Source organism: Pantoea deleyi (genome assembly GCF_022647325.1).
Classification (GTDB): domain Bacteria; phylum Pseudomonadota; class Gammaproteobacteria; order Enterobacterales; family Enterobacteriaceae; genus Pantoea; species Pantoea deleyi.
This window is the reverse complement of record NZ_CP071405.1, coordinates 3134218-3147410: the sequence shown is the minus strand read 5'-3', so window position 1 is coordinate 3147410 and position 13193 is coordinate 3134218. Positions and strand designations below refer to the sequence as shown.

Below are 13193 nucleotides of genomic sequence, written 5' to 3'. Positions count from 1 at the left end.
CATTATGAGTCTTAATTACCTGGATTTTGAACAGCCAATTGCAGAACTGGAAGCGAAGATCGATTCGCTGACGTCGATTGGTCGTCAGGATGATAAACACGTTAATCTGGATGAAGAAGTTCAGCGTCTGCGCGAGAAAAGCGTTGAGCTGACCCGTAAAATCTTCGCCGATTTAGGCGCATGGCAGATCGCTCAACTGGCGCGCCACCCTCTGCGTCCTTATACCTTTGACTACGTCCGCAATGCGTTTGACGATTTCGATGAGCTGGCGGGTGACCGCGCTTATGCGGATGACAAAGCGATTGTGGGCGGCATTGCGCGCCTTGATGGCCGTCCGGTGATGATCATCGGCCACCAGAAAGGGCGCGAGACCAAAGAGAAAATCCGCCGTAACTTCGGCATGCCCGCACCGGAAGGCTATCGCAAAGCGCTGCGCCTGATGGAGATGGCTGAGCGTTTCAACATGCCGGTTATCACCTTCATCGACACCCCGGGTGCGTATCCGGGCGTGGGCGCGGAAGAGCGTGGACAGTCTGAAGCGATTGCCCGCAACCTGCGTGAAATGTCTGGCCTGAAAGTGCCGGTGATCTGTACGGTCATCGGTGAGGGCGGTTCAGGCGGTGCGCTGGCGATCGGCGTGGGCGATAAAGTGAATATGCTGCAGTACAGCACCTATTCCGTTATCTCGCCGGAAGGCTGTGCCTCAATTCTATGGAAGAGCGCGGACAAAGCCCCGCTGGCCGCAGAAGCGATGGGCATCACCGCTAACCGTCTGAAAGAGCTGAAGCTGATTGACGCCGTGATCCCGGAGCCTCTGGGTGGCGCGCACCGTCGTCCGGTCGATATGGCGCAGTCGCTGAAACAGCAGCTGCTGGCCGATCTGGCCGAACTCGACGAACTCAGCACGGAAGAGCTGCTGGATCGTCGTTATCAGCGACTGATGAGCTACGGCTACGCCTGATTTCTCGTCGCCTTAAAAGCGGACTCCGGTCCGCTTTTTTTATGCCTCCGGTTTACCGCCACATCTGATCCCCCCTTTTTCAGCGCCATCCGATCGCCCTCTGGCTACACCTTCCGCGGGTTAGCGGTTATGCTTGATCGGTTCCATCACAATCAGGGAGAGGGCTTTGAATATTCTGGCGATCATGGGCGCGCACGGCGTGTTTTATAAAGATGAACCGTTACGCGAACTCGACGCGGCGTTAAATCTGCAAGGCTTCCAGCTGCTATACCCAAAGAACAGTGACGACCTGCTGAAACTGATCGAGCACAATCCGCGTATCAGTGGCGTCATCTTCGACTGGGATGCGCACAACAGTCCGGAACTGTGCGGCGAGATCAATCAGCTCAACGAATACCTGCCACTCTACGCATTTATTAACACCCACTCGCAGATGGACATCAGTATCAATGAGATCCGCATGCCGCTGCACTTCTTCGAGTATGCGCTGAATGCCGCCGACGATATCGCGCTGCATATCCGCCAGTACACGGATGATTACATCGAACACATTACGCCACCGCTGACCCGGGCGCTGTTCACCTATGTGAAAGAGGGGAAATATACCTTCTGTACGCCGGGACATATGGCGGGGACGGCCTTTCAGAAGAGCCCGGTTGGCTGTCTGTTCTACGATTTCTTTGGGGCGAACACCCTGAAGTCAGACATCTCCATTTCCGTCACCGAGCTGGGATCGCTGCTGGATCACACCGGCCCGCATCTGGAAGCCGAAGAGTATATCGCCCGCACCTTTGGCGCCGAGCAGAGCTACATGGTGACCAACGGCACCTCCACGTCGAATAAGATCGTCGGGATGTATGCCGCCTCTGCCGGCAGCACGGTGCTGATCGACCGCAACTGCCATAAGTCGCTGACTCATTTGCTGATGATGAGCGATCTGATCCCTGTCTGGCTGAAACCAACCCGCAATGCGCTGGGGATCCTGGGCGGCATTCCAAAACAGGAGTTCACCCGCGAGAGCATCGCCAGGAAAGTGGCCGCCACCGATCGCGCCAGCTGGCCGGTGCATGCGGTGATCACTAACTCGACCTATGACGGGCTGCTCTATAACACGCAGTACATCAAGGAGACGCTCGATGTGCCGTCGATTCATTTCGATTCGGCTTGGGTGCCTTACACCAATTTCCATCCGATCTATACCGGTAAAAGCGGCATGAGCGGCGATCGCATTCCGGGTAAAGTGGTCTATGAAACGCAGTCGACCCATAAACTGCTGGCCGCGTTTTCGCAGGCTTCGCTGATTCACATTAAAGGCGATTACGACGAACAGACCTTTAACGAAGCCTATATGATGCACACCACCACCTCGCCCAATTACGCCATCGTCTCGTCGATTGAAACGGCCGCCGCAATGCTGCGTGGTAATCCCGGCAGACGGCTGATCAATCGTTCGGTGGAGCGGGCGCTGCACTTCCGTCGTGAGATCCAGCGCCTGCGCGAAGAGTCCGACAGCTGGTTCTTCGATATCTGGCAGCCGGAAGAGATCGATGAAGCTCAGTGCTGGCCGATCCAGCCGGGCGACGAAGCGTGGCACGGCTTCACGCAGGCCGATCGCGATCATATGTATCTCGATCCGATCAAGGTGACGATCCTGACGCCGGGCATGAGCGAGCTGGGTGAGATGGCGGAAGAGGGGATCCCGGCGGCGCTGGTGGCGAAGTTCCTCGACGAGCGCGGCATCGTGGTGGAGAAAACCGGTCCCTATAACCTGCTGTTCCTGTTCAGCATCGGCATCGATAAAACCAAGGCGATGAGCGTGCTGCGTGGCCTGACCGAGTTCAAGCGCGCCTACGATCTCAATCTGCGGGTCAAAAACATGCTGCCGGATCTCTACGCGGAAGATCCCGATTTCTATCGCAACATGCGGATTCAGACGCTGGCGCAGGGGATCCATCAGCTGATCCGCCATCACGATCTGCCCCGGCTGATGCTACAGGCTTTTGATGTGCTGCCCGAAATGAAGATGACGCCGCACCAGGCTTTCCAGCAGCAGGTCAGAGGCAATATCGAAACGGTGGATCTCAGCGCGCTGGTGGGCCGGGTCTCGGCCAACATGATTCTGCCTTACCCGCCAGGCGTGCCGCTGGTGATGCCGGGAGAGATGATCACCGAAAAAAGCCGCGCGGTGCTCGATTTCCTGCTGATGCTGTGCAGCATCGGTCGGCACTATCCGGGCTTCGAAACCGATATTCACGGCGCGACCCTGACGGAAGAGGGTGAGTATCGCGTCCGTGTGCTGAAAAATAACCCCGAATAATCGTCAGATGACGCTCAGCGGCAGGCGGTCTGCGGATCGCCTGCCCGTATCAGGATATTAACCATGTTGCAGTTAACCGCTATTCACCACATCGCTATCATTGCCTCCGATTACGCACGCAGCAAAGCCTTCTACTGTGACGTGCTGGGATTTCGCCTGATGGGCGAGCATTACCGAGAAGCACGCGACTCCTGGAAGGGCGATCTGGCCCTGCAGGATCGCTATACCATTGAGCTGTTCTCGTTTCCTGAACCCCCGGCCCGCGTCTCACATCCTGAAGCGTGCGGGCTGCGGCACCTGGCCTTCACCGTGCCGGATGTCGCCGCCGCCGTTGCGGCCCTGGCCGACAAAGGGGTGATCTGCGAACCCATCCGCATCGACGAACTGACGGGTAAAGCGTGCACGTTCTTTGCCGATCCGGACGGTTTGCCGCTGGAGCTTTATCAGGCGTAAAATAGCGCGCTCAGCGGGCCACATCCGGTGGCCCGATCGTCTGGATTCTGTCATGTCTGCTCCCGCTTTTGATGCCCTGTTGCCATCCGATGCCGCGCTGGTGGTCGCCTTCAGCGGTGGACTCGACTCCACCGTGCTGCTGCACCAGCTTCGCGCCTGGCAGCAGCAGCATCCCGAGTCGTCTCTGCGGGCACTGCATGTGCATCATGGACTCAGCCCGAATGCCGATCGCTGGGCGGCCCACTGTCAGGCGCGCTGTGCGGAGTGGCAGCTGCCGTGTGACGTTCTGCGCGTCAGCGTGGATGGCCGCGACAGCGGCATCGAAGCGGCGGCCCGTGCTGCGCGCTATCAGGCGCTGAGTGCGGCACTGCAACCGGGCGAGATACTACTCACCGCGCAGCATCTCGATGACCAGTGCGAAACCTTTCTGCTGGCGCTGAAGCGTGGCAGCGGGCCGGCCGGACTGGCGGCGATGCCCGCAAGGCGCATGCTGGGATCGCATCCGCTGGTTCGTCCGCTGCTGAATCAGTCGCGACAGGTGCTTGAAGCCTACGCCGATCGTCATCAGCTGGTCTGGATCGAGGATGAGAGCAATCAGGATCTTCGCTACGACCGCAATTTCCTGCGGCAGCAGCTGCTGCCTGCACTCCATCAGCGCTGGCCACATTTTGCCGCCGCCGCCGCCCGAAGTGCGGCGTTGTGCAGCGAGCAGGAGCAGTTGCTGGATGAGCTGCTGGCCGACGCGCTGTCCGCGCTGATCCAGCCAGACGGCAGCCTCTGTTTTACGCCGCTGCTGCGCATGAGTGAGCCGCGGGCGAATGCCTTATTACGCCGCTGGATCGCCGGGCAGGGCGGGGCGATGCCCTCCCGCGATGCGCTGAAACGTATCCAGGAGGAAGTGATGGCGAGCCGGGAAGATGCGCAGCCGCGGCTAAGGCTGGGCCAGGCTGAAGTGCGGCGTTACCGCCAGCAGCTCTACTGGCTGCCGTTGCAGGCGTCACTGCGCGACCGCGTGCTGGCATGGCCCGATCTCAGCCAGCCGCTGACGCTACCGCAGCACCTCGGCTCGCTGCGCGCCAGCCAGGCGGTGGGCCAGTTGCGCTTTCCGCGGCCGGATGAGCAGGTCAGCGTGCGGTTTCATGCTCAGGGCCACGTCCATCTGGCGGGACGCCATGGCGGCAGGGAGATGAAAAAGGTGTGGCAGGCGTTACAGATACCGCCGTGGCAGCGCGACCGGCTGCCGTTAATTTTTTACAACCAGACGCTGATCTCCGCCCCGGGCCTCTTCGTTACCCGGGAGGGCGCGGCCATTGATGCGCCGGGCTGGCAGGTGGTGTGGGATCGGGCGTCCGGTCCGGGAGAAGAAGAATGAAACAGTGGCTTATCGTTTCTCTGGTCGCCATCACCCTGCCGGTGTGGGCGGCGGGTGACGCTCAGCGCGGCGCAGAGAAAGCGGGCAGTTGCCTGGCCTGTCATGGCGCACAAGGAAAAGCCGCGGCGCCGATCTATCCGAATCTGGCCGGGCAGAATGCCGCCTATCTGGAACTGGCGTTGCAGGCTTACAAAAAGGGCGAGCGCAATGGTGGTCAGGCTGAGGTGATGAAAGCGTTTGTGGCGGGATTGAGCGACAGCGACATGGCGGATCTGGCGGCGTACTACGGGTCATTACAGCCCGGAGATTAACCGGGCGGGAAGCTCCCGCCCGAGGTGCGTGGATTACTCGGCGCTGACAACCACCGTACCCAGCTCAGGGTGGGTGAAGCTGGCGATATGGTCGAGACGTAAATCACGATGTTCACTGGCCAGATCGATAGAGAGATATTCGACGTTCTTGCGCGAGAAGATCTCTCTGGCTTTCGCCTTCAGCTGCTCGCCATCTTTCATTTCCAGCGACAGCATCCAGTTGTTCTGGCAGGCGAGCTCCAGATTATCGTAATCATCGCAATTGATGGGTTGGTACGCTTCATTTATCAACATAGTCGCTCACCAATAAGTTAGCAGCGGCCCAGGCCGCCTGTTCCCTGACAGAAGAGTTTAGCTCACTATTTGCGGCAATATCATTAAGCGCCTTCAATGCGCAGCCAATCGCATCCGGTATGTAACCTAAATCCCCGCTGCCGATTTCGGCATATTTCCGGCGAACTAACTCACAATAATTTTGCACATGGCCCTCCTCATCAGAGCGTAAATACCCTGGTTAACTGGCGACTATATCATAGCCATTCGGAGGAAATCAGCCCGTGTAAAGCAGGAAGCGTGCGCAAATCACTGCTAAAGTGACAGATTCCGCTGGCTGAGGCGGAAAGCGCCGGAGCACAAAAGGTTAAGTTGATGAACAGGTTATCAGAGGTTGATGTCATGAAGCAGTGGGGAGGGGATCGATGATTATGCTGTCCCGTCTGGTTGAGATCCCGGACAGTGAGATTGAGCTGACGGCGATACGTGCGCAGGGCGCGGGTGGGCAACATGTCAATAAAGCGAGCACGGCTATCCATCTGCGTTTTGACATTGCTGCCTCTTCGCTGCCCGCCTTCTATAAAGAGCGGCTGCTCTCCGCCAGCCATCATCTGATTACCGGTGAGGGGGTGGTGGTGATCAAGGCGCAGGAGTATCGCAGTCAGGAGATGAATCGCGAAGCGGCGCTGCAGCGTCTGGTCAATCTGATCCGCGAACTGAGCACGGTGGAAAAAGCGCGTCGCGCCACGCGGCCAACCCGCGCGTCGAAAGATCGTCGTCTGGAAGGCAAAGCGCGTCGCAGCACGACCAAAGCGATGCGCGGCAAAGTGCAATAAAAAACGCCCCACAGAGGGGGCGTCAGAGAACGTATCACGGCAGGGACGAGCCACGAAGAGATCCCCTCAGGTAGCGGGGTCAGATCCGAACGTGGCTGAAACTCTCTATGGCCACTTTCCTCTTCTGATCCCATGCCCTTCGCGTTGAACGCATCCGTTGCGGCCGGGTTCAGCCCGCGCTGACCCGGGCCAGGAACTTACTTATTCAGCGCCTTCAGCAGGAACGCAACGATTTCATCCTGCTTGATCATCTGCTTCTCGCCGCCACGACGGGATTTATATTCAATCTCCTGGTTGTCGAGATTGCGATCGCCGATGACGATGGTGTGGGGCACACCGATCAGTTCCATATCTGCGAACATCACGCCCGGACGCTCTTTACGGTCATCCAGGATCACCTCAACGCCTTTAGCGCGCAGAGTGGCATACAGCTCTTCCGCCAGCTCTTTTACGCGGAACGATTTCTGCATATTCATTGGCAGAATAGCAACCTCGAAAGGTGCCAGCGCGTCCGGCCAGATGATGCCGCGCTCGTCGTGGTTCTGCTCAATCGCAGCCGCGACTACGCGGGTGATGCCGATGCCGTAGCAGCCCATGCTCATCACCTGGTTACGGCCATCTTCGCCCTGTACAGAGGCTTTCAGCGCGTCAGAATATTTGGTGCCGAGCTGGAAAATATGACCCACTTCGATGCCGCGTTTGATCTGCAGCGTGCCTTTGCCATCCGGGCTTAAATCGCCTTCAACCACGTTACGGATATCGGCAACGCTGGCCAGCGGCAGATCGCGCTCCCAGTTGATGCCGAAGTAGTGCTTACCGTCGACGTTAGCACCGGCACTGAAATCACTCATCTTCGCCACGGTACGGTCAGCGATGATTGGCATCTGCAGGCCTACCGGGCCGATTGAGCCAGGTCCGGCACCCACGGCGGCGCGAATCTCTTCTTCTGTCGCGAACACCAGCGGTGACGCGACGATAGCCGACTTCTCCGCTTTGATTTCGTTGAGCTGATGATCGCCGCGAACCAGCAGGGCAACCAGCGCATGACCGCTCTCTTCGGCGCCTTTCACAATCAGCGTTTTTACGGTTTTTTCTACCGGCACACTGAACTGCTCGACCAGTTCCGCGATGGTTTTTGCGTCTGGCGTCTCGACCAGGGTCATCGCCTGTGAAGGGGCTGCACGTTCACCCGCTGGCGCAACGGCTTCGGCCAGCTCGATGTTGGCGGCGTAGTCTGACTCGGTAGAGAAGATCACATCATCTTCACCGCTCTGGGCCAGAACCTGGAACTCATGCGAAGCGCTGCCGCCGATTGAGCCGGTGTCGGCCTGCACGGCGCGGAAATCCAGCCCCATCCGGCTGAAGATCTGGCTATAGGCACGGTACATCGCATCGTAGGTTTCCTGCAGCGATTCCTGCGAAACGTGGAAGGAGTAAGCGTCTTTCATGGTGAATTCGCGTGAGCGCATCACACCGAAACGCGGGCGCACTTCATCGCGGAATTTGGTCTGAATCTGATACAGATTGAGGGGCAGCTGCTTATAAGAGCTTAGCTCATTGCGGATCAGGTCAGTGACCACCTCTTCATGCGTCGGACCCAGCACGAACGGACGCTCGTGGCGATCCGCGATGCGCAACAGTTCCGGGCCATACTCCTCCCAGCGACCGCTCTCCTGCCACAGGTCGGCGGGCTGCACAACCGGCATTAAAATCTCAACCGCGCCCGCGTTGTTCATCTCTTCGCGAACGATATTTTCAACTTTTTTCAGTACGCGGACCCCGGTCGGTAACCAGGTGTAGAGGCCGGAAGCCAGTTTGCGGATCATACCGGCGCGCAGCATCAGCTGGTGGCTGATCACTTCAGCGTCGGAAGGCGTCTCTTTCTGAGTAGAGAGCAGATATTGAGTAGTGCGCATTGATTACGGTTCCAGTTAATCGGAAAGTCACAGACAGAATTTTGCTGGCGGCTAGTGTACCAGTGAGATCACCGGCTCAAAAGCGGGTTTTAACGCGGGTCGATAGCGATCACTTCCGTGCCGGCATCATCAACACGCCAGCGGACATTAAAATCCATCAGCCAGGCCGCATATTCCCGATCCAGGGTTTCGCCCTTGCGATAAGCGGGACGGGGATCCTGAGCCAGCACCTCACGGATAAAACGGGCCAGCTCGGGATAGCGCGACTGCTGCTGAAGCTGCTGCTGCGCCTGCGCGGAAAAACGCACCGGCATATCCGCCGCCGGGGCCGTCGGGGCAAAACCCGCACGGGCATCGGGCACGGCTTCGGCAAAGGGCAGGTAGGGCTTGATATCCACTACCGGGGTGCCGTCGACCAGATCCAGACTGCCCAGCTGCAGGATCACCTGCTGTTTTTCAAGCCTGATCCCCTTAAGCTCGACCAGCGACATGCCGATGGGATTCGGACGGAACGTCGAGCGGGTGGCAAACACCCCCATCCGCGCATTGCCGCCCAGCCGCGGAGGACGAACGGTCGGACGCCAGCCGCCCGCCATCGTCTGATGGAAGACAAACAGCAGCCAGAGATGGCTGAAATCTTCCAGCCCGCGCACCGCCTCCGGCTGATTGTAGGGCGCCTGCAGGTGGAGTTCGCCGACGCCATCCTGAACCAGGCCGGGCTGGCGCGGAACGGCAAACTTCTCCTTCCAGGGGGAACGGATCACCCCAATCTGCGCGAAGGCAAATTCACTCATTGATTGCTGACTTTGAGTGCAGAGCCCTGACATACCGCCTGGCGATAGCAGCCTGGCGTGCCGGTCACGATTTCACACTTATGGAGCAGCACCGCATTCGCTTTCATCTGTGACGCTTTGATCTGCAGGCGTTTACGGGCAGTGGCGATATTGGCTGGCGAGTTCTGGTTGCTGAGCTGGCAATCTTCAGCGGAGACTTCGCCGAGATCGCGGAAGGGTTTGCTGACCAGATCGGCGGCGTCGGTATAGAGCTTAACCGGAGCCGGACGTGCCGCAGGTTTGCGGGTCGGTTCACTGGATGGCTGCGGCCGGGACGGTGCGCTGCTTATCGGGTGATACTCATGAACACACCCTGTCAGCATCAATGCTAACAAGCAGAGCGGTAAAAAACGCATGGCAACATCCTCAGGTTTCAAAAAAGTGGCGTTATTGAAACAAGGACAAGAATAAATAACAAGTCGGGGAGGGGGGGCAGTAACAGAAAGGGCGACATCGCGCCGCCCTCAGGGAGATGAATCGCTGAATTACCAGCCTTTCACGGCGCCGCCGTTGAAGACTTTGTTCGCGGCTTCGTTGACTTCGTCAGACTGGTAAGCCTGCACGAATTTCTTCACGTTTTCCGCATCTTTGTTATCTTCGCGCGCCACGATCAGGTTCACGTAAGGGGAATCTTTATCTTCAACGAAGATACCATCTTTGGCAGGCGTCAGGCCGATCTGGCTGGCGTAAGTGGTGTTGATCACCGCCAGTGCGATTTGCTGATCGTCCAGTGAGCGTGGCAGCTGAGGCGCTTCCAGCTCAACAATTTTCAGATGCTTTGGATTCTCGGTGATGTCCAGCGCCGTCGGCAGCAGGCCAGTACCCTCTTTCAGTTTGATCAGACCCACTTTCTGCAGCAGCAGCAGGGTACGTCCCAGGTTGGTCGGATCGTTGGGAATCGCGATCTGTGCGCCATCCTGCAGCTCGTCCAGAGATTTGATCTTCTTGGAGTAGCCTGCAATCGGGTAAACGAAGGAGTTACCAACGGACACCAGTTTGTAGCCACGATCCTTGATCTGCTGATCCAGATAAGGCTTATGCTGGAAGGCGTTAACGTCGATGTCGCCTTTGCTCAGCGCTTCGTTCGGCAGGACATAGTCGTTGAAGGTCACCAGCTCAACGTCCAGACCATACTTATCTTTAGCGACTTTCTGCGCGGCTTCAGCAACCTGCTGCTCAGCGCCGACAATCACGCCGACTTTGATATGGTTAGGATCTTTCTCTTTTTGATCGCATCCTGCCAGCGCAATCGCGCCAATCAGTGCACCCACAGCGGCAATTTTCTTGAATCTGAAAGACATATCCTTTCCTTAATATTGTGATATTGCTGGCTTACTTATGGGACACAGCACGTACGATGCGGTCGCCACAGAACTGAATGAGATACACCAAAACCACTAACAACACCAATACTGTATTCATCACGGTCGCGTTGTATCCGATATAACCATACTGATAGCCGATCTGGCCCAGACCACCGGCTCCGACCGCGCCACCCATGGCGGAGTAACCGACCAGGGTAATCAGGGTAATGGTCGCCGCATTCACCAGGCCCGGCATCGCTTCCGGCAGCAGGACTTTACGGATGATCTGCATCGGCGTGGCACCCATGGCGCGTGACGCTTCAATCAGGCCGGTGGGCAGTTCCAGCAGGGCGTTCTCTACCATACGCGCGATAAAGGGCGCGGCACCGACGGTTAAAGGCACGATGGCCGCCTGAAGTCCGATTGAGGTGCCCACAATGACGCGCGTGAAGGGGATCATCCACACCAGTAAGATAATGAAAGGAATGGAGCGGAAGATATTCACCAGCGCGGAGAGCACACGGTAAAGCCCCTGATTCTGCAGAATCTGTCCCGGACGGGTGACATAGAGCAGAACCCCGACCGGCAGACCCAGTACGAAACCGAAAAAGCCTGAGACGAAGGTCATCATCAGCGTTTCCCACACGCCCCGTCCCAGCAACCAAATCATCGCTTCAGACATAACCTAACACCTCTACTTTCACATGATTCTCCTGCAGCCAGGCGATGGCCTGGCGGGTATCGCGCTCTGTACCGTGCATCTCGGCGAGCATAATGCCGAACTTCACGCCACCGGCGTAATCCATCTGAGCACTGATAATGTTGTTGTTGACGTTATAACGGCGCGCCGCTTCGGAAAGCAGGGGAGCATCCACCGATTTACCGGTGAACTCCAGTCGCAGCAGCGGCACGGTGCCCTCAGCGGCGGTGGCCGACAAACGCTGCTGATAATCGTCCGGGATATCCAGATGCAGCGTGGACTGAATAAACTGCTGCGCCAGTGGCGTTTTAGGATGTGAGAAGACCTCGCTGACGCTATCTTTCTCAATCAGCTCACCCTGGCTGATGACCGCAACCTGATCACAGATGCGTTTCACCACATCCATCTCATGGGTGATCAGCAGAATGGTCAGCCCCAGACGACGGTTAATGTCTTTCAGCAGCTCCAGGATAGCGCGGGTGGTCGCCGGGTCCAGTGCGCTGGTGGCTTCATCACACAGCAGCACTTTCGGGTTACTCGCCAGCGCACGGGCAATGGCGACACGCTGCTTCTGTCCGCCCGACAGGTTAGCGGGCCAGGCATCATGCTTATCTGACAATCCCACCAGTTCCAGCAGCTCAGCGACGCGGGCATTGATCTGCGCGCGGGAGAGATTGCCGAGTTCCAGGGGCAGCGACACGTTACCCGCAACGGTACGGGAGTTCATCAGGTTGAAGTGCTGGAAGATCATGCCAATCTGACGACGCGCCTGGGTAAGCTGACGCTCATTCAGCGCCGTCAGATCGGTGCCATCAACCAGTACGCGGCCCGAGGTCGGGCGCTCCAGCAGATTGACGCAGCGAATCAGCGTACTTTTACCGGCACCGGATGCCCCGATGACGCCATAAATTTGTCCGGCAGGCACATGCAGGCTGACGTCATTTAACGCCGCTATCGTGCGCGTGCCCTGCTGGAAGACCTTGGTAATATTTTCGAGTTTAATCATTGTGTTATTTATTATCGTGTTGCGTGGTCCGTGGTGTGGGAAACCTCGTCGCTTTTAATCGATATAAAGCTGAATGGATGTTAAGGCATCCAGACGTCTAAATCAATCGAAGTGATACAATCTGGCATTCTCCCTTTTATCGCAATCATGCGATACTGATCGGCAATATCTACAGCAGGAGTTTCTACGTGGCGAATAAAGTCCCCGCTATTTTTCTTGATCGTGATGGCACCCTTAATGTCGACAATGGCTATGTCCATGAGATCGACAACTTTCAGTTTATTGATGGCACGATTGAAGCGCTGCAACAGCTGAAAGGCATGGGCTTTGCGCTGGTGGTGGTCACCAACCAGTCTGGCATCGCCCGCGGTATGTTTACCGAAGAGACCTTTATGCAGCTGACCGAATGGATGGACTGGTCGCTGGCCGATCGCGATGTGGATCTCGACGGCATCTATTTCTGTCCTCATCATCCCGACGCAACAGTAGAAGAGTTCCGTCAGGCGTGTGACTGCCGTAAACCTCAGCCAGGCATGCTGCTGATGGCACAGGAGGAGCTGAACATCGATATGGCGGCTTCTTATATGGTGGGCGACAAACTGGAAGATATGCTGGCAGGGCAGGCCGCTGGCGTCGGAACGAAAGTGCTGGTGCGCAGCGGGAAGCCGGTCACGGCCGAGGGCGAAGCCGCGGCAGATTGGGTATTAAACAGTCTGGCAGAGCTGCCAGGGCGCATTAAAAAGGGTTAAAACGGCGCTTTTGTGCAAATTTCAGGCGAACAGAAAAAAAGTCTCAATTTGCACTTGCGCTATCTGAACCGTTCCCTATAATGCGCCTCCATCAACACGGCACACCGGCAACGGGAAACGGATTGAGAGGCACAGGAGACTGCGCCGCCGGAGAAAACTTCT

The 13193-nt window shown here is 57.5% G+C and carries 15 protein-coding genes; 7 read left to right on the top strand and 8 right to left on the bottom strand.

The genetic code is table 11. The features are described 5' to 3' along the window. Nucleotides 1-4: 4 nt before the first annotated feature. From accA to J1C59_RS14945, 5 genes are all read left to right on the top strand, one after another. Nucleotides 5-961, top strand: coding sequence for an acetyl-CoA carboxylase carboxyl transferase subunit alpha (gene accA / locus J1C59_RS14965; RefSeq protein ID WP_128084927.1), 957 nt, complete (start codon nt 5-7; stop codon nt 959-961). 166 nt (nt 962-1127) lie between these two features. After that, nucleotides 1128-3278 (top strand): lysine decarboxylase LdcC, encoded by a 2151-nt coding sequence (locus J1C59_RS14960; RefSeq protein ID WP_128084928.1) that lies wholly within the window; start codon nt 1128-1130, stop codon nt 3276-3278. Between the two features lie 63 nt (nt 3279-3341). Continuing rightward, a complete protein-coding gene (locus tag J1C59_RS14955) occupies nt 3342-3731 on the top strand; it encodes a VOC family protein (RefSeq protein WP_128084929.1) in 390 nt (129 codons plus the stop codon). Nucleotides 3732-3783: 52 nt separating this feature from the next. Beyond that, nucleotides 3784-5103, top strand: a complete 1320-nt coding sequence (gene tilS / locus J1C59_RS14950; protein ID WP_128084930.1) for a tRNA lysidine(34) synthetase TilS — start codon at nt 3784-3786, stop codon at nt 5101-5103. Beyond that, entirely contained in the window at nt 5100-5414 is a 315-nt protein-coding gene (locus J1C59_RS14945) for a c-type cytochrome (protein ID WP_128084931.1), read from the top strand. The genes tilS and J1C59_RS14945 overlap by 4 nt, the downstream gene beginning before the upstream one ends. A gap of 33 nt (nt 5415-5447) precedes the next feature. Here J1C59_RS14945 and rof read toward each other — a convergent pair whose 3' ends face one another. After that, complete coding sequence (rof, locus tag J1C59_RS14940; RefSeq protein WP_111140597.1) at nt 5448-5708, bottom strand: Rho-binding antiterminator; 261 nt, start codon at nt 5706-5708, stop codon at nt 5448-5450. Beyond that, nucleotides 5695-5895: a YaeP family protein gene (locus J1C59_RS14935; protein ID WP_111140598.1), complete on the bottom strand. Its 201-nt coding sequence runs from the start codon at nt 5893-5895 to the stop codon at nt 5695-5697. The genes rof and J1C59_RS14935 overlap by 14 nt, the downstream gene beginning before the upstream one ends. A 217-nt stretch (nt 5896-6112) precedes the next feature. On the opposite strand from J1C59_RS14935, the gene arfB reads away from it, so the two are divergent. Next, the gene (gene arfB, locus J1C59_RS14930) at nt 6113-6523 is read left to right on the top strand and encodes an alternative ribosome rescue aminoacyl-tRNA hydrolase ArfB (protein ID WP_128084932.1); all 411 of its coding nucleotides are present in this window, start codon (nt 6113-6115) and stop codon (nt 6521-6523) included. A 197-nt stretch (nt 6524-6720) separates the two neighbouring features. On the opposite strand, the gene proS is transcribed toward arfB, so the two are convergent. The 6 genes from proS to metN form a co-directional block, all read right to left on the bottom strand. After that, nucleotides 6721-8439 carry a proline--tRNA ligase gene (gene proS, locus J1C59_RS14925; protein WP_140917008.1) on the bottom strand — a complete coding sequence of 573 codons (1719 nt, stop codon included), beginning with the start codon at nt 8437-8439 and terminating at the stop codon, nt 6721-6723. Nucleotides 8440-8528: 89 nt separating this feature from the next. Beyond that, nucleotides 8529-9233 carry a tRNA (N6-threonylcarbamoyladenosine(37)-N6)-methyltransferase TrmO gene (gene tsaA, locus J1C59_RS14920; RefSeq protein ID WP_128084933.1) on the bottom strand — a complete coding sequence of 235 codons (705 nt, stop codon included), beginning with the start codon at nt 9231-9233 and terminating at the stop codon, nt 8529-8531. Then, on the bottom strand, nt 9230-9628 hold the full coding sequence (gene rcsF / locus J1C59_RS14915) for an Rcs stress response system protein RcsF (RefSeq protein WP_128084934.1): 399 nt from the start codon (nt 9626-9628) through the stop codon (nt 9230-9232). Before rcsF ends, tsaA begins: the two co-directional genes overlap by 4 nt. Before the next feature lie 129 nt (nt 9629-9757). Further along, nucleotides 9758-10573: a MetQ/NlpA family lipoprotein gene (locus J1C59_RS14910; RefSeq protein ID WP_111140603.1), complete on the bottom strand. Its 816-nt coding sequence runs from the start codon at nt 10571-10573 to the stop codon at nt 9758-9760. Nucleotides 10574-10604: 31 nt separating this feature from the next. Beyond that, nucleotides 10605-11258 (bottom strand): methionine ABC transporter permease MetI, encoded by a 654-nt coding sequence (locus J1C59_RS14905; protein ID WP_140917007.1) that lies wholly within the window; start codon nt 11256-11258, stop codon nt 10605-10607. Beyond that, entirely contained in the window at nt 11251-12282 is a 1032-nt protein-coding gene (metN, locus tag J1C59_RS14900) for a methionine ABC transporter ATP-binding protein MetN (RefSeq protein WP_128084935.1), read from the bottom strand. The genes J1C59_RS14905 and metN overlap by 8 nt, the downstream gene beginning before the upstream one ends. A 188-nt stretch (nt 12283-12470) precedes the next feature. Here metN and gmhB point away from each other — a divergent pair, with 188 nt between their 5' ends. After that, nucleotides 12471-13031 carry a D-glycero-beta-D-manno-heptose 1,7-bisphosphate 7-phosphatase gene (gene gmhB, locus J1C59_RS14895; protein WP_128084936.1) on the top strand — a complete coding sequence of 187 codons (561 nt, stop codon included), beginning with the start codon at nt 12471-12473 and terminating at the stop codon, nt 13029-13031. The last annotated feature ends 162 nt before the right edge of the window (nt 13032-13193 follow it).

What these genes read in the sequence shown, in the direction of transcription:
- accA (WP_128084927.1), top strand. Translation starts at nt 5, where the DNA reads ATGAGTCTTAATTACCTGGATTTTGAACAGCCAATTGCAGAACTGGAA.
- J1C59_RS14955 (WP_128084929.1), top strand. Translation starts at nt 3,342, where the DNA reads ATGTTGCAGTTAACCGCTATTCACCACATCGCTATCATTGCCTCCGAT.
- tilS (WP_128084930.1), top strand. Translation starts at nt 3,784, where the DNA reads ATGTCTGCTCCCGCTTTTGATGCCCTGTTGCCATCCGATGCCGCGCTG.
- J1C59_RS14945 (WP_128084931.1), top strand. Translation starts at nt 5,100, where the DNA reads ATGAAACAGTGGCTTATCGTTTCTCTGGTCGCCATCACCCTGCCGGTG.
- rof (WP_111140597.1), bottom strand. Translation starts at nt 5,708, where the DNA reads ATGTTGATAAATGAAGCGTACCAACCCATCAATTGCGATGATTACGAT.
- arfB (WP_128084932.1), top strand. Translation starts at nt 6,113, where the DNA reads ATGATTATGCTGTCCCGTCTGGTTGAGATCCCGGACAGTGAGATTGAG.
- proS (WP_140917008.1), bottom strand. Translation starts at nt 8,439, where the DNA reads ATGCGCACTACTCAATATCTGCTCTCTACTCAGAAAGAGACGCCTTCC.
- tsaA (WP_128084933.1), bottom strand. Translation starts at nt 9,233, where the DNA reads ATGAGTGAATTTGCCTTCGCGCAGATTGGGGTGATCCGTTCCCCCTGG.
- rcsF (WP_128084934.1), bottom strand. Translation starts at nt 9,628, where the DNA reads ATGCGTTTTTTACCGCTCTGCTTGTTAGCATTGATGCTGACAGGGTGT.
- J1C59_RS14910 (WP_111140603.1), bottom strand. Translation starts at nt 10,573, where the DNA reads ATGTCTTTCAGATTCAAGAAAATTGCCGCTGTGGGTGCACTGATTGGC.
- J1C59_RS14905 (WP_140917007.1), bottom strand. Translation starts at nt 11,258, where the DNA reads ATGTCTGAAGCGATGATTTGGTTGCTGGGACGGGGCGTGTGGGAAACG.
- metN (WP_128084935.1), bottom strand. Translation starts at nt 12,282, where the DNA reads ATGATTAAACTCGAAAATATTACCAAGGTCTTCCAGCAGGGCACGCGC.